Source organism: Archangium lipolyticum (genome assembly GCF_024623785.1).
Lineage (GTDB): Bacteria > Myxococcota > Myxococcia > Myxococcales > Myxococcaceae > Archangium > Archangium lipolyticum.
The window spans coordinates 443,243-469,224 of sequence record NZ_JANKBZ010000006.1 but is presented as its reverse complement, the minus strand read 5'-3'; the positions used below and the strand labels follow the sequence as shown (position 1 = coordinate 469,224).

Sequence of the window (25,982 nt, the reverse complement as noted above, 5' to 3'; positions counted from 1 at the left end):
TTCAGGCCCTCATCGAGAGGCATCTCGGGGGCGTTGCAGATGGAATCCCGCCATGATGCGGGACGCCGTCGTTTTGCAATGCTTTGACACGGGCCACTGCTGGCAGTCAGTTCTCGATCGCAACCCAGCACCCACCGTTAATCTCCACCTCGCCCCTGCGGCTCTTGCACGGCGGTCTGGCCTGGTTGGAGAAGGGGCTCTTGGGCAGTGGGTAGGCGATGGCGGTCACGTCGCTGCCACCACCAGCGAGATGCGGATGGCGGGAAGGAAGTGGAGTTGCTGGATGGCTGCTACGCGGTGGTGAGCAATGTGCCGCCAGGGATACCCGGCAGGGCCGGCGAGCTCGGCGGGTGGGTGACCGGGTAGCCTTGACAGCTTAGGACTCCTAAGTTACTTCAAGGCCATGACTGGGCAGCGACCGACGTACTTCAATGAGAACAGCGAGCCGATCTCCGCGCGCATCGCGACAGGGCTGCACAAGATCGGGCTCGCGATGAAGCAACAGGCGTGGCAGCAGGCGAACGGGGTGGGCCTGTCTGCCACGCAGGGGCAGATCCTCGCCGCGCTGGTAGCGCACGGGCCCCTCTCCGGTACGGAGCTGAGCGAGCGCCTCGGCGTGACGCTTCCCACCATCAGCGATTCTGTCCGCGTCCTCGTCGAGAAGGCACTCGTGACCAGATCCGCGGACCCGAGGCACCCGCGCGCCAGCCTCCTGACTCCAACGACGGAGGGCGCCGCACTCGGTGCTCGCGCGCGTTCGTGGCCAGAGTTCATGGCGGACGCGGTCGCTGACCTCTCCCCGGATGAGCAGCGCGCGTTCTTCGCCGGCATCGTCAAGATGCTCCGGATGCTTCAGGAGCAAGGGCTCATTCCGATCACCGGCATGTGCGTGACCTGCACGCATTTCCGTCCGAACGTGCGCCCAGGCTCCTCGCCGCATCACTGTGCCTTCGTGGACGCGCCGCTATCGAGTGAGCAACTGCGCCTCGATTGCCCGGAGCATGAGCGCGCGGCTGAGTCGGCGCGACGAGAGGTCTGGGAGCAGTTCATGCGTCGCGGCTGACGCCATTGCGTCTCAAGCACGAGCGAACACGAATTCCGCGGCCATTCCGGCCGACGGCGACAGCGGAGCTTTGCTCCAAGAAGGAGAAGAAGAAATGAGCAACATCCCCGGATACACCCATGGCACCTCGTCCGTTCCGCGTTCACCCGTGACCCTCACCGACTTCGAACAGATGAAGGCCAGCGTCCTGTTCGGCGAAGAGGACGTGAAGTACCTCCGCATGTCGCACGACATCGTGAAGGGGCGCGTCGAGGCGATCCTCGACGTCTGGTACGGGTTCGTTGGGAGTCAGCCGCATCTGCTCGCCTCGTTCAGTCGCAAGACGGACGGCAAGCCCCTTGGCGACTACCTTGGCCTCGTCCGCAAGCGCTTCGGCCAGTGGATTCTCGATACGTCGCGTGCCCAGTACGACCAGGCCTGGCTCGACTACCAGCACGAGATCGGCCTGCGCCACCACCGGGCGAAGAAGAACAAGACCGACGGAGCCCCCTCGACGGACCTCGTGCCCTTTCGGGACCTGTTCGCGCTCATCTTCCCGGTAACCTTTACCCTGCGCCCCTTCCTGGCCGAGCAGGGCCATTCAGCAGAGGACGTCGAGAAGATGTCCGCCGCGTGGCTCAAGTCATGCCTGTTGCAGGTGACGCTCTGGGCCCACCCCTACGTCAAGGACGGGGACTTCTGATGACGTTGCGCCCCGCGCCTGCGTGGCGGACGGCCGCCTGGCTCAACACGCCGGAGCCGCTCACTCTCGAGCGACTCCGCGGCAAGGTCGTCCTCCTCCACGCATTCCAGATGCTCTGCCCTGGATGCGTCACCCGAGGCATTCCGCAGGCACAGCGCGTCTCTGAAGTCTTCGCAGGCGCGCCGCTCGTCGTGGTCGGGCTGCACACGGTCTTCGAGCACCACGAGGCCATGAAGATCGAGTCCCTTCGGGCGTTCCTACGGGCGCATGTCACAGCGGAGCACCTGGTGGAGCGGGTGCTGCCGCACGTGCCCTACCGGCAGTGGACGCTGTCCTTTGCGCACCGGGTGCGCAGGGTGCTGCTCGAGGACGTGGGACTGCTCTCGGACGTCCTCACCCTCTTCCTGCGCGCGGTGTTCGCCCTGCCGCGCACCTCATGGGAAGGCGGCCTGGGCCGACGTGTATCCCAAGGGGCTGCGCGGCTTCTCCACCCGCCTGGCGTACTGCTCGGGCGGCCCCTTCAGCGGCCCTCCTCGGCTCCTGCGCTCCAGCCCTCTCCCTCCACATGGCCTCTCTCCCGCCTATACGCCTGACGGGAGCCACGCGGGCTGAGCGCTGGGACGGAGGAGAGGAAGTGCAGCCCCGGAAGCTTCCGGCGGGTTCGATTCCCGCCGCCTCCAATAGAAGTAGCCCGCCGCCTTGAGTCGAACCCACTCCTGACAAGGGTTGGATGCACGGGGCGGCGGAATCCGGACCCGGGGCGCTGACGGCGCTCCGGCGTGGCGGCGGTGCTCAGGGGTTCGTGAACCCGATGATCTGGTGACCCGCGACGACCCGGACGGTGTTGTCCGGCGGCGTCGGGTTCTTCGTGAACACGGCGCCATTGCGCATGAGCGCGGTGCGGATGCGGGTGATGGGACTCGCGGCGTGGGCCTGGGCAAGCAGGGCGGAGGCTTCGGCGGGGATGTCCACGAAGCCGCTCTCACCCGGCTCGACGCACGTGAGGACGACCTGCTTCTTCTTCGACGGTGGAAGCGCATAGGGCGAGACGCTCGCCGTCGGCCCATCCGTCGTCTGGAGCTGGATGATGGTGAACTCCGCGGAGCCGCAATGTCCTCCCTCGCCAGCACACCCGAGGCGGAAGGCGCGGCCGTCGAGGGGAACATGGTCGAGCAGTCCCGAGGTGGCCATGTCGGGCGTGAAGGCCCTGCCAATGTCCGCCACCGTCGTCTCCGGGAAGTGGAAGGGGGTGTCGTTACCGGGGGTGATGCGCACACGGACGTGGTCGGAGTTGCGGAGCGGATCTCCAGGGGCCTCGTCCTCGGGAATCCCTGGCACGGGGCCGGCGCCAGCGAGCACCTGGTAGGTGCCAGGAGAAGGGGCCGGGTTGGTGCCCGGCGCCTTGGCGACGCGCACCTCGGTGGTGCTCGTCACGGCGACGATGGGAAAGCTGCCGCTCGCCCCCGGTGCGCCTCGGAGTTGCAGGTAGCGTCCCGAATCCTCCGGCCCGAACGCCGCGCCGCCGATGGAGACCCGTGCGGTGTTGGGGGGCGCTCCCGTCCCCGCGGCGTGCTCCAGCACGATCTCGCCCTGACCCGTCGCCGTCGGACAGACGTACCCCGGACCCTCCTGGAAGACGCAGCCCGGCCCCAGGCTCGCGCTCGTCCCCTCGATGAACAGGGTGCCCACGTCACCGGCGGCGCGTGGCGGCGGGTCGGACTCGACGTCGTACACCCAGACCTTGCAGCCGGTGAGCTGTCCCGGCTCCTCGTCATAGTCGGGAGCCCGCGTTGCGGTGCTCAGGTCGACGAGCACCGACAACCCGTGCCCAAGCTGCGGGGCGCCGAGGAGTCTGCGGTCCTGGATGGAGATGGTGCCGGCGTGGGTGGAGGCGGGCGTGCCCGGGTCGGGGGACCCTCCGGGGCCTTCGTCGGCCTTGGGACAACCGAACAGCGCCAGAAGGACAACGAGCCCCGGGATTCGCGATGCCGACATGGGACCTCCGCATTTGCATGGAAAGTAATCGGTGATTACATGGAGATGGATAGACCGGAGCCTGGAGCCGGAGCAACAAAATAAGCATTGATTACATCCGGCCTCGCGTTGCGGGGCCCGGCGGGGAGGCCTATGCTCGCCGCACCATGTCCGCCGAGCGCCGACAGCCCATCCCCAAGAAGCCTGCGTCCGCGTACCACCACGGACGCCTGCGCGAGGCGCTGATTGCCGCCGCGCTCCGGCTCATTGGTGGCGGCGAGGACGTCAACCTCCGAGAGGCGGCGCGGCTCGTGGGCGTGTCCCCGGGCGCCCCGTTCCGGCACTTCCGCGACAAGGCCGCGTTACTCGCGGCCGTGGCCGAGGAGACGATGCGGCGCTTCCGCCGCGAGGTCGTCACCGCGCTCGGCGCGGCGCCCTCCGCGCCCTCCGCGCAGATCCACGCGATGGCCGTGGCGTATCTGCGGTTCGCGCTCGGAGAGCCAGCCTACTTCCGGGCGTTCGCGCGGGCAGGTGAGCTCGGGTTCTTCGACAGTGACTTCTTCAAGAAGGAGAACCAGGAGACCCTGGACGCGCTCGATGGCTTGATCATCGAAGGACAGCAAAGGGGCGAGGTCGCGCCCGGCGACCCCCGGATCGTGCACCTGGCGGCGCGGGCCTTCGTCTACGGCCTGGGGCGGATGTACGTGGAGGGCCACTTCGCGCGCCTGGGGCTCGGCGGGGACGCTCCGCTCGCGGTGGCCGAGCAGGCGCTCGCTGTCTTCGAGCGAGGGCTCTTGCGCTCCGAGCCTTCCCGCCCGCAGGGGACTTCTCGGCGCGCCGCCAAGGACAAGCTGCCCTGACGGGGCGGGTCTGCTGAGTGGCTCAGTGCTCGGACTTGCAACGGCCGAGGAAGCGGACCAGCTCCGTGTGGAACCACTGGGGCGCGTCCAGCATCGGCCAGTGACTCGCGTGCGGCAGCACGGAGTGGGACAGCTCGGGCCGCTGGGCCACCAGCGTCTCCGGGGTGGTGAACGCTACCAGCGCGTGGGTGGGTCCCTTGAAGCGCTCGAAGGCCTCGCCCGGGTCATGGCGGAAGAGCGACTCCATGTTTCCGGCGATGGCCTCCCGCCGCGAGGTCCGCAGCGTCTTCATGACCAGCGCGCGTGTCTTCTCCTTCGCCTCGAGGAGCAGGGGCGTGAACCAGTGCTCGTGGAAGCCGCCGTACTTCGCCTCGCTGAAGTTCTCGAGCCAGGCGGCCACGTCGGCCTTCTCCGTGCGGCGCATGTCTCCTACCGGCTCGACGTAGAGGAGCCCGGCGAGCCGCTCGGGGTAGTACGAGGCGAAGGCACCGGCCACCGCGGCTCCGAAGCCGTGGCCCACCAGGACGAACTTCTCGGGCAGCAGCGCGTCGGCAACGGCGGTGACATCCTCCACCGAGGCCTCCACGCCAAAGGGGCCGTGGCCGCCGCTGCTCTCGCCCATTCCGCGCTGGTCGAACGAGACGCTGCGGGTCGCGAGGCCGTGCTGCGTCTCGGCCCAGTGCGTCCGGTCGGCGGCGAAGTCGTGCACGAAGAGGACGGGGATGCCGCCGTCGCCTTCGACTGTCGCCATCAGCCGCCCCGCGGGTCCGGGCACGGTCACCGTCGTCGCTTCCTTGTGCTTCATCGTGGTTGCTCCCAACCCCCGGTGGGCCGGGGCCATCTTCGGAGTCTGTCCTACTGCCCCGAGAACGAATCGCGGCCGGGGCGTGTGCGCTCACCTTTGAACATCGTGAACGAACGCTGGCTGGCCACCCATGCCAGTCCCTGACCTGGCCGCTCGGTTGGAGATTGGCGGGCGCTCAGCCCCCTGATTCGTCCGCGCCAGGCACCGGAATCTCCTCGCCCCGAATGCGTCCTCGAAACACCGCGGCCCGCATCAGGAACAAGGTGGTGACTGGCACGGTGAGCGCAATGAACACCGCGATGAGCAGCGCATGAAGGTAGAGCTGGCCGCGTTCGAACGAGACCTGCACCGCCGTCGCGAGCGTGAAGCCCCAGGTTCCCAGCGTCGTGCCCAGGGTGGGCGCGTGGACGCGCTGGAAGAAGCTCTTCAGTCGCAGCACCCCGAACGATCCGATCAGTGCCGCCAGCGCGCCCACCACCACGAGCAACGCGGTCAGCGCATCCACCCACAGGGGAGCCCACGTGTTCATTCGATGATCTCCCCGCGCAGGAGGAACTTGGACATCGCCGTGGAGCCCACGAACCCGAAGAGGGCGATCAAGAGCGCCGCCTCGAAGTAGGAACTGCTGCGATAGATGAGCCCAAGCGCGAGGATGACCAGCATCGTGTTCTGGTACAGGCAGTCGAACGCCAACACGCGATCCTCCGCCCTGGGCCCGATAATCATCCGTGCCAGCGCCAGCATCATCGCGAGGGCAAGACAGCCGAGGGCGAATGCCAGCGCCCAGGAGAGCAGAGGGCTCATTCGAAGATCTCCCTGAGCGGACGCTCGTAGTGATGCTTGATGAAAGCCACCAGGTCCGTCTCGCTCTGAATGGCGAGCACGTGCAGGAGCAGGACGCGATTGTCCACCGACAACTGTGCCCAGGCGGTGCCCGGCGTGAACGTGACGATCATCGCCAGCACGGCCAATCCGTTCGGATCCTTCAGCTCGAGCGGAATGAGAACGAAGTCGGAGCGGATGTCGTGCGAGCGCCGTGTGAGAATCGCCCACGCCACCTCGGCGTTCGACCGGAGCATCTCGAGCACCGCCCGGCAGAACAGGCGTGCCATGACGAGGGGCCTGCGCAACCGCACGGGGGCTGGCCTGAGCCTGACGGTCACCGCGGGCCAGAACAGCGCCAGGGCGGCACCCAGCACCAGCGTCCCCGCGCTCAACGACTGCATGAGCAGGATCCAGAGCAGGAGCAGCGCCACCGAGAGCGCGGGGGAAGGAATGAGCCTCCTCATCGCCCTGCCTCCGGCGCCGTGGCTGATGGCCGCACCTCCGCCCCGAGGACCGCGTCAATGTACCCGCGGCGGTCATAGAGGGACCGGGCCGTTGCACGCGCGAGCTCCAGAGCGGGTCCTGCCGCGAGCGTCAGCACTCCGCACGCGGTGAGGAGCGCCACCAGGGACAGTCCCTCCGGTGCCCGGACCCGAGGTGGCTCGCGCTGCATCTCCGACCAGAAGGTCCGGATTCCTGTTCGCGTGAGCGCGATGAGGGTGAGCAGCCCGCAGCCCAGGAGCACGCTGGTGAACAGCCATGCACGGGCGGAGACCGGCCCGCTCCCTTCTCGCGACCCGAGCGCCGCCGACAACATGCCGAGCTTGCCGATGAAGGTGGGCAGGGGAGGCAGGCCAGAGGTGAGCAGCGCGCACGCGATGAAGGCCATGCCCAACAACGCGGTGGAGGCAGGGAACGGCAGGGCGACGAGCGGCTCCTCCGCGTCGTCGAGGTTGACCTCCTGCGTTTCGAGCGTCGCGCTCAAGAAGGGCGCCTCGTCCACGACGGTCGCGCCCGCACGCCAACGCTCCACGAGGTCGACGAGCAGGAAGAACGCGCTGGAGGCCAGCGTGGAGCCCACCAGGTAGAACACCGCGGAGCCGAGGACGGCTTCCTCGCCCAGCCCGAGCGCGGCCAGGAGCGTCCCGGCGGAGACCATCACCCCCGCCGCCGCCTGGACCGCGAGCCTCTGCGAGGCGAGCATCCCCAGAGCCGCGAGCACCGCGGAGACCATTCCGAACGCGAGCAGACCGTCCGCGCCGAACCCCGCCAGCGGGCCCCCGGCGAACATCAGCGTCCAGAGCCGCACCAGGGCGTAGATGCCGACCTTCGTGAGCACCGCGAACATCGCCTCCACGGGCGGAGTCGCAGACGCATAGGCGGGAACGAGCCAGAAGTTGAGCGGCCAGATCGCCGCCTTGGCCAGGAACGCCACCGCCAGGATGGCCGCTCCCGCGTCGATGAGGTGCCGGTTGGCCACATCCCCCTCGGACAGGCGCGCGGAGAGCTCCGCCATGTTGAGTGTCCCCGTGACGCCGTAGATCATCGACACGCCAATGAGGAAGAGTGACGAGGCGGCGAGGTTCACCGCCACGTAGTGCAGGCCCGCGCGGACCCGCGGCCTTCCGGAGCCATGCAGCAACAGGCCGTATGAGGCGGCGAGCAGGATCTCGAAGAAGACGAAGAGATTGAAGACGTCCGCCGTCAGGAATGCGCCAGAGAGCCCCATGAGCTGTAGCTGGAAGATGGAGTGGAAGTGAACACCCGCGCGGTGCCAGCGCGTGAAGGAGAAGGAGAGCGCGCAGGTACCCAGGAGCCAGGTCAGCACCAACATTCCCGCCGACAGACGGTCCACCGCGAGGGTAATCCCGAACGGCGCGGGCCAGTTGCCGGGGAGGTAGGCCACGACGCCGTATTCGTCCACCCACGCCAGGAGCGCCGCCGAGACAGCGAGCCCCAGGAGCGCGGAGCTCATTCCCAGCACCAGCTTGGCGGGGCGCTTCCCCTCGCCCACGAGGAGCATCAGCGCCGCGCTCAACATGGGCAGAATGATGGGAACCACCATCAAGTGGGGCATCAGTCCTTGAACGAGCGCTTTCATGGCTCGGTGCCATCCACGTGGTCGGTCCCGGTCATCCCGCGCGAGGCCAGGGTGATGACCAGGAGGAGGGCCGTCATCGCGAAGCTGATGACGATGGCTGTCAGCACGAGCGCCTGAGGTACCGGATCCGTGTAGTGGGCGAGGTCCCGGGGGACGCCGTCCACGAGGATGGGCTCCTTGTCGATGGCCAGGCCGCCGATGCTGAAGATGAAGAGGTTGACCGCGTAGGAGAGGAGCGACAGGCCAACGACCAGCTGAAACGTGCGGGGCCGTAGAAGGAGCCAGACGCCCGAGCCGGTCAAGATGCCGATGGCGATCGCGAGCACCACTTCCATCAGTCACCTCCCGAGGCCCGGTGAGCGCGGATCGACTGGTGCGCGAGCGCCACGAGGATGAGCAACGTGGAGCCCAGCACCAGACAGAACACGCCCAGGTCGAAGAACATCGCGCTTCCGATGTGGAGCTCGCCCAGCACCGGCACGCTCAGCTGGAAGGTGTGCGAGGTGAGGAGGGGATACCCGGCCACGAACGCTCCCGAGGCCGTGCCGAGGACGAACAGGAGGCCGGCACCTATCAGTGCGCGTGGCGCGAGGTTCAGCCGCTGCTCGACCCACTCCGTCCCGGAGACGATGTACTGGAGGAGAAACCCCACCGACATCACCAGCCCCGCCACGAATCCACCTCCTGGCGCGTTGTGCCCACGCAAGAAAAAGAAAGCCGCCACGACTCCCGATACGGGCAGGAGCAAGCGGACCAGCACCGCCGGGACCATCAGGTACCCCACCGCCGTGTCCTGCGCCAGGCGTGGGTTCACCAGGTCCGTCCGCAGGTCCTTCGGCAGCGCCTGCTGCTGTGGCGGAAGCGCCATCACCTCTTGCGCCGGCCGGAAGCGCCGAAGGAGCGCGTAGACCGTGAGCGCGACGAGTGCCAGCACCACTCCTTCCCCGAAGGTGTCGAACCCGCGGAAGTCCACCAGCATCACGTTCACCACGTTCCGCCCGCCTCCGCCGCTCAGCGAGTTCTCCAGGAAGAAGGAGGTGCGCTCGGGGAGCTCGCGCGTCATCACCGCGTAGGCGAGGATCGCCATTCCGCCGCCGGCGCTCACCGCGATGATGAAGTCACGGGCTCGCCGGCCCCTGGCAATCCGCCGGGTGTGCGCGTCGTACACGCCGCGAGCCGGCTCTCGCGGTGGGAGCCACCTGAGCCCGAGCAGGATGAGCAGCGTCGTCACCACCTCGACGGTGAGCTGGGTGAGCGCGAGATCCGGAGCGGAGAACCAGATGAAGGTGACGCAGCTCACCGCGCCCGCCGTCCCCGAGAGCATGAGCGCGGCGAGCCGGTGGAACTTCGCCTGCCAGGCCGCCCCCAGCGCCGCGATGCCTCCCACCACCCAGAGCCCGATGAACACCGGCGAGAGGGGCACCAGCGGGCGATCCCCCTTGCCGATGCCACCCCACAGCGCCAGGACGCCCACGAGCAGCGTGACCAGAACCATCGCCAACAGCTGCCGCTGGAGCCCCGTGGTGAGCAGCCAGCGGCGGAGCCATCTGCTCAACGCGGTGAGCCACGCCAGCAGTGAGGTGAAGAGCCTCGCGCCCTGGAACCGCTCCACGAAGCGTCCTCCGAGGCGCACCCGCCCTGCCTCCAGCCTCCGGACGAGCAGGTACAGCACCGCGCCACCGACGAGCGCCAGCGCGCTCATGAGGAGCGGGGGGGTGAACCCATGCCAGAGCTTGAGGCTGTACGGCGGGAGCTGCCCGCCCACGACCGGCCGGGCCGCGGCCTCGAGGATCGGCCCGATCGACGCCGCTGGCGCGACCCCCACCACCAGGCACATGAGGACCAGCACCTCGGAGGGGACGCGCATCCACTTGGGGGGCTCCTCGGGGACACGCGGGGTGTCCAGCGCGCTGGCGGGCCCGAAGAACACCTTCACCGAGAACCGGAGCGAGTAGGCGACGCTCCCCATACCGGCCAGGGTCGCCACGACCGGCAGGCCCCACTCGACGGCGGGGATGGCGTCGATGAAGACGGTCTCGGCGAAGAACATCTCCTTGGACAAGAAGCCATTGAGCAGCGGGACTCCCGCCATGGCCGCCGTGGCGACGAGCGCGAGCGTGCCGGTGATGGGCATCAGTCGGAAGAGTCCCGACAGCCGCCGGATGTCCCGCGTCCCCGTCTCATGATCGATGATCCCCACCGCCATGAACAGTGACGCCTTGAAGGCCGCGTGGTTCATGAGGTGGAACACCGCCGCCACCGCCGCGAGCGGGCTGTTGAGCCCAAGCAGCAACACCACCAGCCCGAGGTGCGAGATGGTGGAGTAGGCGAGCAGTCCCTTCAGGTCGCGCTGGAAAAGCGCCGCCCACGCGCCGAGCAGCAGCGTGACGAGCCCCGCGGAGCCGGTGAGCCAGAACCAGAGCTCCGTCCCCGAGAGCACCGGCCACAGCCGCGCCAGCAGGAACACGCCCAGCTTCACCATGGTCGCCGAGTGCAGGTACGCCGACACCGGCGTCGGGGCCGCCATCGCGTTCGGGAGCCAGAAATGGAAGGGGAACTGGGCGCTCTTGGTGAACGCGCCGAGGAGGATGAGGCCGAGCGCTACCGGGTAGAGCGGGTGGGCCTTGATTCGCTGCGCGCTCCCGAGGACGGTGTCCAGCTCGTAGCTGCCGGCCATCTGGCCGAGCACCAACAGCCCGGCCAGGAGGCACAGGCCGCCCATGCCGGTGACCGTGAGCGCCATCCGTGCCCCGCGCTGTGCGTCCTTCCACTGGTTCCAGTAGCCAATGAGCAGGAACGAGAAGAGGGAGGTCAGCTCCCAGAAGAAGGCCATCTGCAGCAGGTTTCCCGAGAGGACCACGCCCAGCATCGCCCCCATGAACGCCAGGAGGAACGCGAAGAACCTCGGCACGGGATCCGACGGCGAGAGGTAGTACCGCGCATACAGCATCACCAGCGCGCCGATGCCCAGGACGAGCACGCAGAATGTCCAGGAGAGGCCGTCGAGCCGAAGCACGAGGTCGAGCCCGAGCGAGGGCACCCACGAGAAGTGCTCGACCCGCAGGCCTCCGCCCTGGACGCTCGGGAAGTGGAGCGCCACGCCCACGAGGCCCACCATCGCGGTGAGGCCCGCGAGCCCCGCCGCGCGGTTCCGGGCGCTCGTGGGCAGCAGTGCCGCGATGGTACCGGAGACCCAGGGAATGACGAGGAGAGCAAGGAGCGGCATCAGGAGAAGTGAGTGGGTGGGGGGAGGGGCCAGCCGCTCTCCTCCCGGTCATGAAGAAGCCATCGCCGCTGAGGGATCAACAGGGATGAGCAATCAATGAGAGGCGTGTGGGCCTGAGCCGCCCAGCCTCGTGCCAGGCACGGGGGTCTCGAGTCATCTTGGGCATCGCGCCAGCCTGTTCGTTCCCATCTCACACCACAAGAGAAAGAAAGGCGTCGGTCAGATGGCGTTGGATATCTGGCAGATGGAGCACGGGCGGGTCCCACCAGCGACAAAGAGACAAGAATCGACGGCTTCTGGCCAGACGTCTGGCGGTGTAACCGTCCCTCTTGGCAGGAAGTGGAGGCTCGTTCATTTTCGCGCCATGCACGTCGTGGCCATCGTCGCGCTGGACGGAGTCGTCCCGTTCGATCTGTCGATCCCCTGTGAAGTGTTCCAGCGTGTCCGGCTTCCAGGGGGCCGAGCCGGCTACCAGGTCCGCGTCTGCGGAGTGACGCCCGACGTGAGCGCCGGAGCATTCATCCTCCGGACCCACTCGGGTCTGGAGGAACTGGCGCGAGCGGACACCATCATCCTCCCCGGCATCGCGGACCTGAACGCCCCCATTCCGGAGGAGCTCCCGCGAGCGGTTCGCTCGGCGGCGGCCAAGGGGGCTCGCGTGGCCTCCATCTGCTCCGGGGCCTTCCTGCTCGCCGCGACCGGGCTGCTCGATGGGCGGCGTGCCACGACCCATTGGCTGGCGACGGACGAGCTGGCGCGCCGCCATCCGGAGATCCAGGTCGACCCGGACGTCTTGTACGTCGATGAGGGGCAGTTCTTGACGTCGGCGGGCGCCGCGGCGGGGCTCGATCTCTGTCTGCACATGGTGCGGCTCGACCATGGCGCCGCGGTGGCGGCGGATGCGGCCCGGCTCGCGGTGATGCCGCTCGAACGCGACGGGGGGCAGTCGCAGTTCATCGTGCACGCACCGCCCGCCCCGGACGGCTCGTCGCTCGAGCCGCTCCTGCGCTGGCTCGAGGAACGCCTCCACGAGCCGCTCAGACTCGAGGACATCGCGCGCCACGCGGCGCTGAGCGTGCGCACGCTCAACCGTCGCTTCCGTGAGCAGATGGGCACCACTCCCCTCCAGTGGCTCCTCCGTGCCCGCGTGCGCCGCGCCCAGCTCCTGCTCGAGACGACGGGCCACTCCGTGGAGGTCATCGCGGAGCGGGCCGGCTTCGGCTCCGCGACCGCCTTTCGGGATCACTTCCAGCGGTTCGTGACCACGAGCCCGCAGGCCTACCGTCGCGCGTTCCGCTCCGCTCCGGTCAGCCACTGAGCCGCCCGGGGAGAACGCGGCTTCACCAGGGACGGGGCTCGAGGCCCTGTGCGCGCCACACCGTGCCGCGACGCTCGAACTGGAACAGGGTCTCGACCGCGTGGGCAATGCGCGGCCCGAAGTGCCGCTCGATGAGGTACACGCCGAGATCGAGCCCCGACGTCACTCCGGCCGCCGTCACGAGATTCCCGTCATCCACGAGCCGGGAAGTGACCGCGTGGGCGCCCATCGCCGTCAGTGCGTCCAGGCCCATGTGGTTGGTGGTCGCATGGCGCCCCTTCAAGAGCCCCGCCATGCCGAGCAGAACGGAGCCCCCACACACCGTCCCCATCGTCAGACCCGGCTTCGCCATCGCCTGGTGAAGCACGTCGGGCAGGCCCGAGTGGACCGCGCGGGTCAGCAGGGCGTGAATGCTGTCCGGACCGTCACCGCTCACCGCACCGGCGGCTCCCGGGACGATCATGAAGTCCGCCCGGCGCGGATCGAGCGCGGTGGTGGCCGGTATCTTCAGCCCGTTGATTCCGCTCCTCACCTCCCGCGCGCCCTCGAACGAGGCGAGCTCCACCTGCAGTGCGCCTCCCGCCACCTGACCGCCCGCACTCAGCACTTCATAGGGGGCCATCGCGTCCAGCAAATCAAAGCCATCGAAGAGAATGATCTGGGCCAGCATGAAAGTCCTTTCAATCCGGCGGAGCCGCACGGAATGACTGACATCATGACTTCGGCGTATCTTGTTGCGAGTGGCGGGAATGCCATCCTTCGACGGATTCTGGCCAGACGGATTGAAACATGCGTGACCAGAATCCGGTGAGAGTTGTCATTTCAGCCACTCGCGGGAGGGATGATCCTGGCGCAGTATCACGAACATCCCGCGCCTGATGAAGACAGACTTCCAATCGGGCACGGCCATGACCCATGAGAGGGAACCCCCAAGTGAATCACGCTCAACCGCCGCCGCTCCAGATTGGAATGCTGCTCTACCCAGACTTCACGCTCCTGGACCTGTCCGGTCCTCAAGCCGTGCTGGGCCTGCATGGGAAGACCCACCTCCTCTGGAAGACGCTCGATACGGTCACCTCCGATTCGGGGCCCGGCATCCAGCCGACAGCGACCTTCGGTGACTGCCCGGACGACCTGGACATCCTGTTCGTACCGGGCGGGATGGGCACTGCTCGTGCCATGGAGGATCCGGAGATTCTCCGGTTCCTCGCGAACCGGGCGGCGCGGGCCCGATACGTGACGTCCGTGTGCTCGGGGTCGCTCCTCCTGGGGGCGGCGGGCCTCCTCCGAGGGTACAAGGCCGCGACGCACTGGGCCCTCTACGATGTCCTTCCGATGTTTGGAGCGGAAGCGGTCCAGGAGCGGGTCGTGGTCGACCGTAACCGGATCTCGGGCGGAGGGGTGACGGCGGGCATCGATTTCGGGCTGGTGCTCCTGGCCCGGTTGCGCGGGGAGGATGCCGCGAAGACCACGCAGCTCATGCTGGAGTACGACCCGCAGCCTCCCTTCGATTCGGGCACTCCCAGGACCGCCGAGCCCCGGATCGTGAAGCTCGTCATGGACCTCCTGGAGAAGGACAACCAGCAGGTGCTGCGAAGTGCCAGGGAAGCACTCCGCGCAACGCGCAACTGAGCGACTGCCCGGGGCCCCCAACGGCACGGGTGGGGCATCCCCCCCCCTGTATGGTTGTCCGTCCCACGTCCTATCCTTCAGGGTTGTTCCACTTGGGGAAAGGCCAGCACCATGGCGAAGGAGCACCGGAGTCCTGGGGCGGGGGAGGGCGGCGGTAAGCAGCTCAAGGCCTGGCGGAGCTCGCGCGGCCGGCCCTGGTGGGCCTCCGGTGTGTTGGCGCTGGCGTTCCTCGCGCTGCAGGCGGCGTGTGCCAAGGGCTACCCGATGGGCGGGACGCTGGCAGGCGGCACCGCGCGCCACTGGGGACGCGCTCAGCGGGTGAGCCCAGGTACGGAGGGTCGCGCTGGCGGGGCCCGGGCGGTGGCCATGGCGAGACCCGATGCGCCTGGCGGCAAAGGTTCCGAGGGGGCGGAGGCGAGCGAGGCCGAGGGTGACGAATCGGCCAGGTGGCCGCGGCGCCAGGCCCGCCGCCCGAGCAAGACGGGTGAGCAGGAGGACTTGGAGGGGAAGGGTGTTGGGTGGCGAGATGGGGTAGGGGACGGCCGACCCCATGAGGTGCCCGTTACCCTCGACTACTTCCAGGGCTTCCTCGTGCAGGCTGGGGTGCCCACCTCCGCTGTGCCCGGGGATGGGCGCACGTTGGCGCCGCAGCAGGCGGTGGAGTTGGTGCCGCACTTGCTGGCCACGCCAGTGACGCTGGGGAACTTCGGACTGCGCCGTATGGCAGCCCACCTGCTCCTGGAAGTGGCGACGGGAGGAATCCCGGTCTCACGCGACGAGCTGCACGCGCGCATGCGGCGCTTCTCGCATCTGCTGGTCCTGCGGCCGGATGGCTACCTGGTGAAGACCACCTCGGGAGTGGCGGTGCAGAAGGCCGGCCAGGTGGTGCTGGCCGAGGATGGGACGCTGCGAGCCGGCCGGTTCGAGGTGGGCCCCTTCTACGCGATTGACGGCGGACGCCTCTTCCCGGTGGATGCAAAGCTCGAGGTGCCAGAGGGGGCTCGTCCAGTGGGTATCTATGAGCCGGACGACAACGCCGGGCTCGCGGTGGCCGAGGGCACCGTGCTGGCGGTCGTGGATCTGGTCGAGGGCCTCTACCGGCTCGTCTTCTACACGGGTGAGACGCTCGAGGGTCTGGCACAGCTTCCAGGCGCGGTGCGCCAGCTGTATGAGAGCTCGCCCCTGCTCTGGGAAGAGTTCCGCCACAAGCCCTACGCGGAGAAGGTGCGCACCGTGTCGCGGCTCACCATGGGGGTGGTGCTGACGGTGGGGACCTCGGGAGCGGGCGCCGCGAAGGCGGCCTCCTGGGGCGGCAATCTCGCAAGCGTGACCGTCCCACTGCTGTCGCTCTCGGGGGATGGGCTCCTGGCGGTGCGCCTGGTGGCGGTGCCCGCAGGAGCCGCTGTCTCCGTGGCGGGCAATGCGCTGAGCGCCACCTATGTGCTGCACATGGCCAACACCGGCGCCCGGGGCGCGGGAGGCGGTGGCGGGTGGCCTCCAGTGGGCGGACCCGGGCAGTGGGTGGAGGACACCTCCAGCATGTCCGAGCAGGCCCGGTCCTACCAGGCCCAGGTGACGGGCGCACCCAGGCGTTGGTGCTACAGAGTCTGCCGTGGTGGCGACTGCGTGGATTATGACGGGTATGACCCCAAGACAGGCATCCTGCTCGAGAGCAAGGCCCGCGAGTACGACAAGTGGTTCGACAAGGACCTGAGACCTCAGTGGAACTACCAGGGACTCAAAGACATGATCTCGCAGGCTCAGCGGCAGGTCCGGTTCGCGCGAGGAATGCGTGTTCGGTGGCACGTCGCGGAGGAACGGATGGTCGCTGTTCTCCGGAAGCATTTCGATGCCGAAGGACTGCAAACGGTCGAAGTCGTCTACACCCGTCCAGTGTTCAGTGTCGTGAGGGGCGCCGCGCATGAGTGAGGCCTATTCAGCAGGAGCATACTGGGGGAGCCGGCCGGAATTGGCCGAGGACTGTGCACGACGCGCGGCGACGTTCTTCCGGCTGATGGCTGAGTGCCATCCGAGCTATGCGCACTGGTTCGAGCAGAACAACTCCACCCGGAAGGCGCTTCAACTCGGATTCGAGCCCACGCATGAGACCTTCCTGCGCTTCTTCGGGAAGAAGAAGTATCAGGCCGGCCCGGACGGTTTTTCATTTGGCGCGTGGACGGGACACGTGGGGCAGGAGCAGGGGGGGATGGTTCTGCTCAATTGTGGAGGGGACGCCGAGGTTGCTCCGAATCGTGTTCGGCTTTTCTTCCCTTCGGAGCCTTTGGGGAGTGAGCGCATGATCCGTGCTCCCGTGCTGGCCGGCGTCATGCGTGCCATGGCGCTGGCCTGGGAGCCGGAGTGGGCCCTGGCGACGGCGGATGGACTGTGGGACCAGCTCTCTGGCGGCAGTCGGATTGGCTGCTTTCTGGGGTGGATGACGTACTTCTCGCATGCGCGTGGGCAGGTGCCAGCCTTGCCCGCGCCCGTGCGGGTGGAGCCGGTAGAAGACAAGGGCACGCTCGTCATCCTCACCCCTGAGCGACTCACTCCCAGCAACCCCGAGCACGTGGCACTGGCACGACGCGTCCAGGAACTGCTGGCGGAAACGGGACTGTTCCGTCCGGTTGTCCAGCCGCCGACCGTGCCGCAGGTGTGACCGTCTTCCGCGGGAAGCGGGGTTCCGAGCTCAGTGGCCCCCGCCGCGCATGGGGTGCGCGGCGGCGGGGGCCGTGGCGCCTACGCGTCCGGCATCATGAAACCGATCCGGGCCGTCCGCGCGAGCGTGGGGAAGCCGTTCGCGGTCGCCGCGGCGAGATAGCCCGCGAAGTTCGGGAACACGTAGTCACGCTCCGCGGTGGTCGACAGGCCCAGCCAGTACGCCAGGGTGTAGGCGTACTGCTCCACCGTCAGCGTGGGAATCCAGCGCCCCCGGCTGTCGATGCTGTCGAGGTTGTTGGCCGCGCCGTTCGACATGTCCAGGTTGGGGAAGGTGCCATAGAGCCGGCGCCCCAGGACGCGGTCCCCGAGCACGAGCATGTGGCTCCCCCAGCCGTGATCCGTCCCCTTGTCGGAGTTCTCCACCAGCGTCCGGCCGAAATCGCTCATCGTGAAGAGCGTGGCCTGCGGGGGAGTCGAACCGAAGACCGCTTCCGCCTTGAGCAGGGCCATGGCCTGGTGGAAGGCGTCGAGCGCGAAGTCGAGCTGCGTGAGCAGGGAGTTATGGGTCGTGTCCTGGCCCACGTGGGTATCGAAGCTGCCGAAGCCCACCGAGAACACCTGACGCTTGAGGCCGAGCCCGCCGCCCGCCGTGTCCATCGCTCCCGCCACCAGGTCCCGGAGGACCTGATAGAGCTGGGTGTGCAGCGTCCAGCCCGAGCTCCCGGTGGTGGGAGGCACGAACAGGGCGTCGATCTTCTCGCGCGTCACCTGCGGGAGCGCATTCCAGGCGGCCTCGCGCGCGGCGGTCCGCGAGGTGGCGAAGGTCTTCGCCGTGCTGAAGACCGTGCCGTAGGCCTCCTCGAGGGCGGCGCCGTTGTCGAGGGCCAACACCTTGGAGAGCGACTCCTTCGTGAGGGCGTCGAAGTTGGCGTTGCCCGTCGTCCGGAACGACAGCGAACCGCTCGAGGCCACCATCATGGGCTGCCGCGTCCCGCCCGCGGCGAAGAGCGACCTGCCCCCGAACGAGACCACCTCGGGGTACTCGCCCGGGTTCAGGTTGGCGATCTTGTCCGCGGTCCGGCCGCCCCACCCGGTGACCTTGCCGATGAGCGCCAACGGCAACGCGGCGGTGGTGGGGTTGGCGATGGCGCTCGCCCAGGCATCCTGCTGGTCGCTGTGCGAGAACAGGTTGTCCGGCCGGGCCACCGCGCTCGACGTGTAGTCGGTCTTGCGCATCGGCAGGACGAGCGGCCCCACGTTGCACACGAAGGCGGCCCGCTCCTGCTCGAAGAGCGCCTGGAGCTTCGTGAGCGCGGGGTGCAGGCCGAACGAGCCGGCGGCCTTCCCGATGGGGTTGATGACCCGCAGCTCGTCCAGGGTGTGTGCCAGGCTGGGCCGGGCCTGACGGTACTGCTCATAGGGTCCCGCGGTCAGGGGGACCAGGACGTTGTTGCTGTCATTGCCACCCAGGAGGAAGACACACACCGCCGCGCGGTAGCCCGCGTAACCGGTGAGGGTGGAGGCGTGCGCCTGGCTGATCCACTGGGGAAGCGTCGCGGCCGCTCCGAGGAAACCCAGGGTGCTGGAGGCGCCGCGGAGGAACTGGCGTCGTGACATGGACATGGGTTCACCTCTGGATCTGGAATTCGGGGGAGAGCGACGTGAGGTAGACGGCGAGCTTCTTCTTCTGGGCCACGGTGCTGGCGCGCGTGTCGGTGATGGCGCCGTAGATGGCGAGCTGGAGCTCCGAGGACATCGTGTCGTGCAGCCAGTAACGGCTGAGCCAGAGGACCAGGTCGTTCGGGTCGGACGGGAGCGTGTCCAGGTTGACGATGACGCCCGCGGTGGCGGGGGCGGTCGAGAAGAGCAGCTCGTGCACGACGTTGGCGCGCGCGGCGACCGTCGCGGTGTCGAGGATGGCGAACTCGGGGCCGAGCAGTCCGCTCGCACCGGGCGCCGGTGCGTTGGGCGGGTAGTAGCTGAAGACCGAGGGCGGCCGGGGCACGTACTGGCCGAGCGCGCGGCTCCACGCGTTGAGCTTCGCGCCCGGATCCTTGCCCTCCGCCGTGTCGAGCGTCCCGTTCAACCACCGGACGAGCGAGGTGATGTACAGCGCGGGCGGCCGGAGGTGCCCATAGGTGGCGTACTGTCCCAGCGGCGCTTGCGGGCCGCGCGCCTCGTCGTCCTCGAGAATCTTGCGCACCACCGCGCGCAGGTCTCCGCGCACGCCCGAGCCATTGTTCTTGAAGACGTTCACCACCCGCTGGACGTACGCGGGCGTCGGGTTGCTGGTGACGAGGTGCTGGATGAGCTGCTTGCAGATGAACGGCGGGAGGTTCGGGTCGGCGAAGACGTTGTCGAGCGCCTCCTTGAGGTGGAGCGTGGCGCTCCCGCCCGCGGTCGTCACCGCGCCCCGGAGGAGCGTCTTCGAGGTGGTGTCATGGTTCACGTCGCAGCCAATCATCGGCAGCGTGAAGTTGGCCGTGTTGTTGCGGCCCACGGTCGGGCACCCGGCCGCATTGCCATAGGTCCACCCGGAGAGGGCGCGTGCGAAGGCCTGGACCTGGGCCTCGGTGTACGCGGGGATGGGCGCACCCGTGGCGTCGACCTTCTCGGTGCCGTCCTCGTTCAGCTTGAAGAGGCCCAGGGTGAAGAGCTGGAGCATCTCCCGCGCGTAGTTCTCGTTCGGCTCGATGGGCTTGCCGGACGTGTTGAACGCCCGGTTGTTCACCATGTCGAGGTAGTTCCCCATGGCCGGATGGAGGGTGACCGTCTCCAGCAGCTGGCGGAAGTTGCCGAAGGCCTGCGTGGACAGCAGGTTGAGGTACCCCGCCATCGCGACCTTGGGCTCCGACTCGGGTGTGGACTGGAAGTCGGGGATGCCACTCTGCGAGACGACGAAGATCTGGCTCAGCGCGAACGCCACGCGCAGCCGGAGTTGATCCTTCCCCGTGACGGCGTGGGTGAAGAACTGCGAGCCCAGGTCCTTGCTCGTCGTCGTGCCGTCGAACGTGGAGCGGGTGGCGTTGAGCTGGTCGGTGATGGACTGCGTGATGCCGACGGAGCGCACGCGCTCCACGGTGTCGAGGGGCAGGGGACTCACGCCATTGGCGAGGCGCGGGCCGAAGGTGGCCTGCTCGAGGAACCGGATGGCGTTCTCCTCGGAGGGGGTGTCGAGCGGCTCGACGGCCTGTTTCGCCTGACCGGGCCGCACGTCGGACTGCTCGCCGGGTGGGCCATCGACCGGTGTGCAGGCGGTCGCGCCGCACACGGCGAGGGCAATGAGGGTGCGTTGGAGCATCCGGACTCCTCCTGGAAATACCGAATTGATGTGATTGCTGGATATCCAATATTTCAAGATTGAACATGGAGCAAGGGGGGCCCCATGCAATGAGGTCATTCCAAATGATGAGAAATCTGGAGCAATGACAGGCGCGCTGTGGATGCGAGCCAATGGCATATCGCCGTGAGCTACCGCGAGGTCATCCCAGAGGTGGGAGTGAACCCGTGTCTGGCGTGCACACGGTCAATGCGCGTCCGAAGCCTTCTGGTATGACGCCGCCACCATGATCGACCACCTGAGCTTCTACGCAACGGACTACCCCACTTCGAAGGCGTTCTACGCGGCCGTGCTCGAGCCCCTGGGCTACAGCCTCGGGCCGGATCTGACCGCGACGTGGGATCCGGAGTTCCCCGGCCGGCGGATGTGCGCGTTCGGCCCTCCCGGCAAGAGCATCCTCTGGATCATCGAGGTGAAGACGCCCGCCTCACCCCGCCACGTGGCCTTCACCGCCAGGGACCGGGCGGCGGTGGACGCGTTCCACCGGGCGGCGCTGAAGGCCGGGGCGAAGGACAACGGCGCGCCTGGAGAGCGGCCGCACTACCATGCTCACTACTACGGCGCGTTCGTGTTGGACCCGGACGGCAACAACATCGAGGCGGTGCACCACGGCCCCTCGGGAGCAGTGGCTTCGCCCTCCTGAGCGTCGGAGTGAGGGGCTCCGCGGGGGGCTTGGCGGCGGGAGGAGGATGGGTGTGTACTGCGCCTCCGGAGGACACATGCCGCACACGAAAATCGCCAGGACGGGCCGCTACGTCATCTTCTATCTCGCCTTCCTGGGCATCTTCAGCGCGCTCTCTCCGTATGTCCTCCCCGCGGCGTTCTACGATCAGGTCATGGTGGTGCTCTACGGGAGCCAGATCGCCACCGAGATGATCCCCAAGCAGTTCGAGTGGCCCATCCAGAACATGCTCCACCGGTTGGGCGGCACCCTCTACATGGTGATGGGGGTGCTGCAGTTCAACAAGACCTTCCGGGCCCGCCGACCGCGGGTGCACCGCTGGGTGGGCCGGGCCTTCATCCTCTTGAGCTTCAGCGCCGCCATCTCGGGGGGGACCATGGCGTATACGCACGGCATGGCCGGAACCGTCGAGCTGGTGCCGAGCATCGTCTTCGGCGCCCTGATGATCCTCTTCACGATCAGGGCCTATCTCTCGGCGCGCAGGCGTGAGTTCGCCCAGCACCGCGAGTGGATGATCCGCAGCTTCTCCATCGGCCTGGGCGTCGCGACGATTCGCATCTTCTACGCGGTGGGCATCGTGGCCACGTCGCTGACGCCGACCCAGCTCATCGGGGTGACCTTCTGGTCGGGTTGGCTCGTGACGATGGCCGCCGGGGAGTGGTGGATCCACCAGACGCGCCCGGCGCGGCAACCCGACGTGGAGGCACAGCCCGTCTCTCCGCAGGGCGCATGAAGCGCTCCTCGCTGTAGAATGCGCCCCTTCCATGCGCCTCCTCCTGACGAACTACGTCCCCGGCCTGCGAGAAGAGTTCCCGCTCCTTCCGTTGGAAGACGCGCCCTGGAATCTCGTGGCGAAGCTACCCCTGGTGCTTCCGCGGTTCCTCCAGCTGCTGGACTCGAAGGATTACGAGGACCGGGCGGGCGTCTACATCCACCGCTCCGCCCGGGTGGAGGATGGAGCCATTCTCAAGGCTCCGGCACTGATCCGCGAAGGCTGCTTCATCGCCGCCCATGCCTACCTGCGTGGAGGCGTCATCCTGGGCCCCCATGTCACGGTAGGCCCGGGGTGTGAGCTCAAGACCAGCATCGTCTCGAGCCAATCGGTGCTCGCCCACTTCAACTTCGTCGGCGACAGCATCATCGGCCGGAGTGTCAACCTGGAAGCCGGCTCCGTGATCGCCAATCACTGGAACGAGCGGACCGACAAGACCATCCGCGTCCGCATCAACGGACAGCAGATCAGCACGGGTTGCACCAAATTCGGTGCGTTGCTCGGGGATGGGGTGCGCATCGGCGCCAATGCCGTCCTGTCCCCCGGAACCATTCTCGCGCCCGGCGCGGTGGTGGGCCGGCTGCAACTCGTCGAGCAGGATGGGGCGGAGCCTCGAGGATAGGTCTGGCCGGCGCCGGCGCGTCCCACCCGGTTACGGAGGGCCGTAGCCCTGGACGCGGGAGTTCAGCTCCACCGCGGTGGCGTAGATCTGCGCCCAGGTCCGGTACTTCCAGCGGTCTCCCAGCCCCTTCTGGTCGTTGGCGTAGTGGAAGAGGTCTTCCCGGAAGAGCGCGTCCGCGGCCTTGCGCGCGTCCGGTCCGAGCGGCGTGCCCTTGCGATCGTAGTACCGCAGCAGGTCGTAGCCGTAATCGTGGGTCTTGGCCGCGGGGTCGAACTCCTTGTCCGGGCCGACCTTTCCAGGCGCGGAAGCGGAGCCGTACGGGTCCTGCATCCGCGTCCCGTGTTTGGTCTGGAGGGTGTTGGGCGTATAGCCCATCACCTTCGCGAAGTCCGCGGGCGGGGGACGGGCACCGGTGAGGTAGTCCCGCATCAGCTTGCCATGGTCACCCGCGGGCGCCGCCGCGACCTTCGCCGTGCGCTGCACCGCCGACGCACTCGCGGTGAAGGTGTCGCGCGGTTGGCGCGGAGGCTCGGGCGTGGTGGCGGGCTGGCGGGGAGCGGATGGCCCGGGACGGGACGTCAGCGGACGGTGAAGGGGGGCGCGATCATTTCGGATGATCATGGGGGTCGGGGGAGAGGGCTTTTCTCTATTCTCGTAAAAGGTGGGTGCGCAGTTGCGCGTGGGCGCTTGCCGCACCGCACAAGAGGGAGGAACCACCGTGGGAGAGCGCGAGTACCAGGAGGGAATGGCCCGGCTGGAGGCGGGAGACGTGGAGGAGGGGCGCAGGCTGCTGGAGGCGGCCCTGCGGGCCTCGCCCGGATCGGTGGAGGTGATGCACGGGCTGGCGCGGGCACTGGACCTGGCGGGGGAGCGCGGTCAGGCACGGGCGTTGTTGGAACGGGCCCATGCCCAGGCGCCGGGCGAGCCGGGGCCCGCGTGCGACCTGTCGATGCTGTACCTGGAGCAAGAGGAGGATGCTCGGGCGGTGCGTGTCCTGGCCCCCGTATTGGCGGCTCACCCGGAGCACCCACGCGCCAACCTCTGCATGGCGATGGCTCTGGCGAAGACGGAACCGGAGCGCGCGCGCGGGCATGTGGTCAAGGCACTCCTGGAGACGGAGCCCGAAGGGCGGCGGCAGGCCGAGGCGCTCCAGCGCGTGCTGGGCGTATGAAGGAGGTGGCGCTCGATGTAGCCTGTAGGTCCCACGAGAGAGGCGCCGGACACTCCGGCTCCTCCTCCGTTCCTGGGGAAGACCCTCACCCCAGCCCTCTCCCAGAGGGAGAGGGAGCGGCGCAACCCATCATCTCCCTGCCGTCTCCTGCCGACGCGAGGCCAGGAACTCGGCGACAAAGTCGAGGTACTTGCGGATGGCCTGCTCGGGATCTCCACCGCAGTCCCGCAGGTATTTCGCCGCCCAGCCTTCGGTTGGGTACTCGCCTTTCTCGGTCAACCAATCGATGAATTGGTAGTACTCCAGATCCTTCACGCCGTGATTGAGTTGGCATGTATGGTAACCGATGAGGAGTCCCCAGAATCGATCCACATTGGGCTCTCCGATATGCATGCTCAGTCTCCCTGCCTGCATATCTCCGCGGACTCGCATCAGGTAGTTGAGTAGCTTGCTCTGATTCAATGACTGGCCGGACAATGAACATCTCCTTGGGGAGATTCAGGGGCTTTGCACGATCTGCCACTCGACTCCATCTATCGCGTGAAGACGAGATAGCCATTGTGCGTGATGGAATGGCTTTTGCCATTCGGCAGGTCGAAAGCGATGAACTGGTGCTTGTTCAAGGCTCTGAACGCGATGTACTCGGGCTTCTGGCCGAGCCGGTCGTGGCCGTGTAGATGGTGCGCGCCACCTCCTGGCACTTGCCGACGACCTGACTAGAGTCGTGCCCGCCATGCCTGCCCGCGCTCCCCTCGTCCACATCCATGACCATGCCCTGCCCGACCCGGACTTCGCCCGCCTGTGGCGGAAGGTCCGCGCCCTGGGCACCGAGCGCCTGCGCCAGACCTACCAGACGACCTTCTGGTTCGACCTCGGCGAGCCCTCCAATGTCGTGGAGCAGGTCATCCTCGAACTGCGCCCGCGTGTGCCCCTGCGCCGGGGCCTCGCCGGTGTCGAGTGGTGGTTCTCCCGCATGCGCACCACCGACGTGCAGGTGGATTTCCACCAGGACCGCGACGAGAAGCTCGCCCTGCGCGGCGGCCCGCTCGTGCACCCTCGCTTCACGTCCCTGCTGTTCATGAACAGCGTCCGCGGCGGGGCGCTCGCGGTGACCAGGGCCCTGCCCTGCGAGGACAACCCGTCACTGGCTCCCAACACCCAGGACTTCGACCTCGCGATGCCCAGGCCCAACCGCTTCGTCTACTTCCGCGGGGACCTCACCCACGGTGTGCTTGACGCGGACAACCAGATTCCCACCGGGAAGCTGCCAGGCACCTCGCGGCTGCGCGTCACCCTGGTGATGAACTGGTGGGCCCAGCGCCCCACGGACATCCCCACCTTCGCCGAATCCAAGGTGTACCGCTCCCTCGCGCTCGCGCCGCGTGCGCGGGCTACTTCCGCGGGTCGGAGGCGATGAAGAAGACCGACGCCGCGCCCACCACCAGCGCCGCTCCTCCCGCGTACACCCACGGGCTCTCGTACCAGGGCCGCTGCTCGATGACGGCGAGCTGCAACGGCGCCAACGGGTTGGCCGCCCGCGCCACCGTGTTCCCCTGCGCGTCGAGCGCCTCGACGAAGTACCACGCCGTGAACGAGGCCTCGCGGCTGGGAGAGGGCAGCTCGCCCTCGCACGTGCCCTCCTGGCACACCATGGGCGCGGCGCGGTAGGGGCCCCCGGGAACCAGGGCGTGGCGCAGCATCACCTGGCTCGCCTTGCCCTGCGGATCCTTCAAGGTGGCGCGCACGTGCTTCGGGCGGCTCGCGTCCTCGCGCGGCAGCAGCTCCAGCCGGGGCCGGGCGGCCAGCTTCGCGCGCACCCGCTCCACCAGGTCCTTGTGCTTCTGTGGGGCTTCGGCCGGCGGCCGCACCCAGGCGTCCAGCTCCAGCGCCTCGCTGGTGCGCTGCTCGGCGTTCACCGCGTCGTCCAGCAGCAGGTGGATGAAGCCCAGCTCCAACAGGGCCTGGGCTCGCTCGGCCGTGGGACGGTTCGGCTGGCCCAGGTAGCGCTGGTACTCGACGACGGCCTCCTCGTAGCGCAGCGCGCTGGCGAGCGCTCGCGCCTGGGCGAGGTCCGCCTGGGCCTCTCCGGGCGCCTGGGCGAGCACGAGGGAAGACGCGGCGTGCGAGGGCAGGCCGGGCGCGGCGGTGGCGAGGGCGAGAATCGTGAGCGAGAGCACCGCCCCCGAGCCTACCCGGGCTCCCGGGACTTGTCAGACCGGTGCGCTAGGAATGTCCCCGCGGGCCGGTCGTC

General features: G+C 68.0%; 27 protein-coding genes. 13 read left to right on the top strand and 14 right to left on the bottom strand.

The window, feature by feature from the left end:
• Positions 1-403 precede the first annotated feature (403 nt).
• From NR810_RS16920 to NR810_RS16910, 3 genes are all read left to right on the top strand, one after another.
• Complete coding sequence (locus NR810_RS16920) at positions 404-1,063, top strand: MarR family winged helix-turn-helix transcriptional regulator (protein WP_257453644.1); 660 nt, start codon at positions 404-406, stop codon at positions 1,061-1,063.
• A 94-nt stretch (positions 1,064-1,157) separates the two neighbouring features.
• A complete protein-coding gene (locus tag NR810_RS16915; protein WP_257453643.1) occupies positions 1,158-1,745 on the top strand; it encodes a protoglobin domain-containing protein in 588 nt (195 codons plus the stop codon).
• Entirely contained in the window at positions 1,745-2,338 is a 594-nt protein-coding gene (locus NR810_RS16910; RefSeq protein WP_257453642.1) for a thioredoxin domain-containing protein, read from the top strand. Before NR810_RS16915 ends, NR810_RS16910 begins: the two co-directional genes overlap by 1 nt.
• A 199-nt stretch (positions 2,339-2,537) precedes the next feature.
• On the opposite strand, the gene NR810_RS16905 is transcribed toward NR810_RS16910, so the two are convergent.
• Positions 2,538-3,740, bottom strand: coding sequence for a hypothetical protein (locus NR810_RS16905; RefSeq protein WP_257453641.1), 1,203 nt, complete (start codon positions 3,738-3,740; stop codon positions 2,538-2,540).
• A 146-nt stretch (positions 3,741-3,886) separates the two neighbouring features.
• Between NR810_RS16905 and NR810_RS16900 the strand changes: the two genes are divergently transcribed.
• Complete coding sequence (locus tag NR810_RS16900) at positions 3,887-4,579, top strand: TetR/AcrR family transcriptional regulator (protein WP_257453640.1); 693 nt, start codon at positions 3,887-3,889, stop codon at positions 4,577-4,579.
• A 22-nt stretch (positions 4,580-4,601) separates the two neighbouring features.
• Here NR810_RS16900 and NR810_RS16895 read toward each other — a convergent pair whose 3' ends face one another.
• From NR810_RS16895 to NR810_RS16865, 7 genes are all read right to left on the bottom strand, one after another.
• Positions 4,602-5,384: an alpha/beta fold hydrolase gene (locus NR810_RS16895; RefSeq protein WP_257453639.1), complete on the bottom strand. Its 783-nt coding sequence runs from the start codon at positions 5,382-5,384 to the stop codon at positions 4,602-4,604.
• 175 nt (positions 5,385-5,559) lie between these two features.
• The gene (gene mnhG / locus NR810_RS16890; protein ID WP_257453638.1) at positions 5,560-5,913 is read right to left on the bottom strand and encodes a monovalent cation/H(+) antiporter subunit G; all 354 of its coding nucleotides are present in this window, start codon (positions 5,911-5,913) and stop codon (positions 5,560-5,562) included.
• A complete protein-coding gene (locus NR810_RS16885; protein WP_257453637.1) occupies positions 5,910-6,188 on the bottom strand; it encodes a K+/H+ antiporter subunit F in 279 nt (92 codons plus the stop codon). The genes mnhG and NR810_RS16885 overlap by 4 nt, the downstream gene beginning before the upstream one ends.
• Complete coding sequence (locus NR810_RS16880) at positions 6,185-6,673, bottom strand: Na+/H+ antiporter subunit E (RefSeq protein WP_257453636.1); 489 nt, start codon at positions 6,671-6,673, stop codon at positions 6,185-6,187. The genes NR810_RS16885 and NR810_RS16880 overlap by 4 nt, the downstream gene beginning before the upstream one ends.
• Complete coding sequence (locus tag NR810_RS16875; RefSeq protein WP_257453635.1) at positions 6,670-8,310, bottom strand: monovalent cation/H+ antiporter subunit D; 1,641 nt, start codon at positions 8,308-8,310, stop codon at positions 6,670-6,672. Before NR810_RS16875 ends, NR810_RS16880 begins: the two co-directional genes overlap by 4 nt.
• Positions 8,307-8,645 carry a Na+/H+ antiporter subunit C gene (locus tag NR810_RS16870; protein ID WP_257453634.1) on the bottom strand — a complete coding sequence of 113 codons (339 nt, stop codon included), beginning with the start codon at positions 8,643-8,645 and terminating at the stop codon, positions 8,307-8,309. Before NR810_RS16870 ends, NR810_RS16875 begins: the two co-directional genes overlap by 4 nt.
• Positions 8,645-11,536: a monovalent cation/H+ antiporter subunit A gene (locus NR810_RS16865; protein ID WP_257453633.1), complete on the bottom strand. Its 2,892-nt coding sequence runs from the start codon at positions 11,534-11,536 to the stop codon at positions 8,645-8,647. Before NR810_RS16865 ends, NR810_RS16870 begins: the two co-directional genes overlap by 1 nt.
• Before the next feature lie 364 nt (positions 11,537-11,900).
• Here NR810_RS16865 and NR810_RS16860 point away from each other — a divergent pair, with 364 nt between their 5' ends.
• Complete coding sequence (locus NR810_RS16860; protein WP_257453632.1) at positions 11,901-12,854, top strand: GlxA family transcriptional regulator; 954 nt, start codon at positions 11,901-11,903, stop codon at positions 12,852-12,854.
• A 22-nt stretch (positions 12,855-12,876) separates the two neighbouring features.
• Here the strand turns inward: NR810_RS16860 and NR810_RS16855 are convergent, their stop codons facing one another.
• Complete coding sequence (locus tag NR810_RS16855; RefSeq protein WP_257453631.1) at positions 12,877-13,524, bottom strand: DJ-1/PfpI family protein; 648 nt, start codon at positions 13,522-13,524, stop codon at positions 12,877-12,879.
• 299 nt (positions 13,525-13,823) lie between these two features.
• Here NR810_RS16855 and NR810_RS16850 point away from each other — a divergent pair, with 299 nt between their 5' ends.
• From NR810_RS16850 to NR810_RS16840, 3 genes are all read left to right on the top strand, one after another.
• The gene (locus tag NR810_RS16850; RefSeq protein WP_257453630.1) at positions 13,824-14,486 is read left to right on the top strand and encodes a DJ-1/PfpI family protein; all 663 of its coding nucleotides are present in this window, start codon (positions 13,824-13,826) and stop codon (positions 14,484-14,486) included.
• A 111-nt stretch (positions 14,487-14,597) separates the two neighbouring features.
• Positions 14,598-16,415 (top strand): restriction endonuclease fold toxin 5 domain-containing protein, encoded by a 1,818-nt coding sequence (locus NR810_RS16845; protein ID WP_257453629.1) that lies wholly within the window; start codon positions 14,598-14,600, stop codon positions 16,413-16,415.
• The gene (locus tag NR810_RS16840; protein WP_257453628.1) at positions 16,408-17,142 is read left to right on the top strand and encodes an immunity 52 family protein; all 735 of its coding nucleotides are present in this window, start codon (positions 16,408-16,410) and stop codon (positions 17,140-17,142) included. Before NR810_RS16845 ends, NR810_RS16840 begins: the two co-directional genes overlap by 8 nt.
• 80 nt (positions 17,143-17,222) lie before the next feature.
• On the opposite strand, the gene NR810_RS16835 is transcribed toward NR810_RS16840, so the two are convergent.
• Positions 17,223-18,767: a DUF1501 domain-containing protein gene (locus NR810_RS16835; protein ID WP_257453627.1), complete on the bottom strand. Its 1,545-nt coding sequence runs from the start codon at positions 18,765-18,767 to the stop codon at positions 17,223-17,225.
• 4 nt (positions 18,768-18,771) lie between these two features.
• Positions 18,772-20,445, bottom strand: coding sequence for a DUF1800 domain-containing protein (locus tag NR810_RS16830; protein WP_257453626.1), 1,674 nt, complete (start codon positions 20,443-20,445; stop codon positions 18,772-18,774).
• Positions 20,446-20,710: 265 nt separating this feature from the next.
• Between NR810_RS16830 and NR810_RS16825 the strand changes: the two genes are divergently transcribed.
• The 3 genes from NR810_RS16825 to NR810_RS16815 all read left to right on the top strand — a co-directional run bounded on the left by NR810_RS16825 (position 20,711) and on the right by NR810_RS16815 (position 22,560).
• Entirely contained in the window at positions 20,711-21,127 is a 417-nt protein-coding gene (locus NR810_RS16825) for a VOC family protein (protein ID WP_257453625.1), read from the top strand.
• A gap of 76 nt (positions 21,128-21,203) precedes the next feature.
• The gene (locus tag NR810_RS16820) at positions 21,204-21,899 is read left to right on the top strand and encodes a DUF2306 domain-containing protein (protein ID WP_257453624.1); all 696 of its coding nucleotides are present in this window, start codon (positions 21,204-21,206) and stop codon (positions 21,897-21,899) included.
• Positions 21,900-21,930: 31 nt separating this feature from the next.
• A complete protein-coding gene (locus NR810_RS16815; RefSeq protein WP_257453623.1) occupies positions 21,931-22,560 on the top strand; it encodes an LbetaH domain-containing protein in 630 nt (209 codons plus the stop codon).
• 30 nt (positions 22,561-22,590) lie between these two features.
• Here the strand turns inward: NR810_RS16815 and NR810_RS16810 are convergent, their stop codons facing one another.
• Complete coding sequence (locus NR810_RS16810) at positions 22,591-23,181, bottom strand: hypothetical protein (RefSeq protein WP_257453622.1); 591 nt, start codon at positions 23,179-23,181, stop codon at positions 22,591-22,593.
• Positions 23,182-23,278: 97 nt separating this feature from the next.
• On the opposite strand from NR810_RS16810, the gene NR810_RS16805 reads away from it, so the two are divergent.
• Positions 23,279-23,731 (top strand): tetratricopeptide repeat protein, encoded by a 453-nt coding sequence (locus NR810_RS16805; protein ID WP_257453621.1) that lies wholly within the window; start codon positions 23,279-23,281, stop codon positions 23,729-23,731.
• A 129-nt stretch (positions 23,732-23,860) separates the two neighbouring features.
• Here the strand turns inward: NR810_RS16805 and NR810_RS16800 are convergent, their stop codons facing one another.
• On the bottom strand, positions 23,861-24,124 hold the full coding sequence (locus NR810_RS16800) for a hypothetical protein (protein WP_257453620.1): 264 nt from the start codon (positions 24,122-24,124) through the stop codon (positions 23,861-23,863).
• 340 nt (positions 24,125-24,464) lie between these two features.
• Here NR810_RS16800 and NR810_RS16795 point away from each other — a divergent pair, with 340 nt between their 5' ends.
• Positions 24,465-25,148: a hypothetical protein gene (locus NR810_RS16795; protein WP_257453619.1), complete on the top strand. Its 684-nt coding sequence runs from the start codon at positions 24,465-24,467 to the stop codon at positions 25,146-25,148.
• Here the strand turns inward: NR810_RS16795 and NR810_RS16790 are convergent.
• Positions 25,123-25,908 (bottom strand): hypothetical protein, encoded by a 786-nt coding sequence (locus tag NR810_RS16790; protein ID WP_257453618.1) that lies wholly within the window; start codon positions 25,906-25,908, stop codon positions 25,123-25,125. The genes NR810_RS16795 and NR810_RS16790 overlap by 26 nt on opposite strands.
• Positions 25,909-25,982 lie beyond the last annotated feature (74 nt).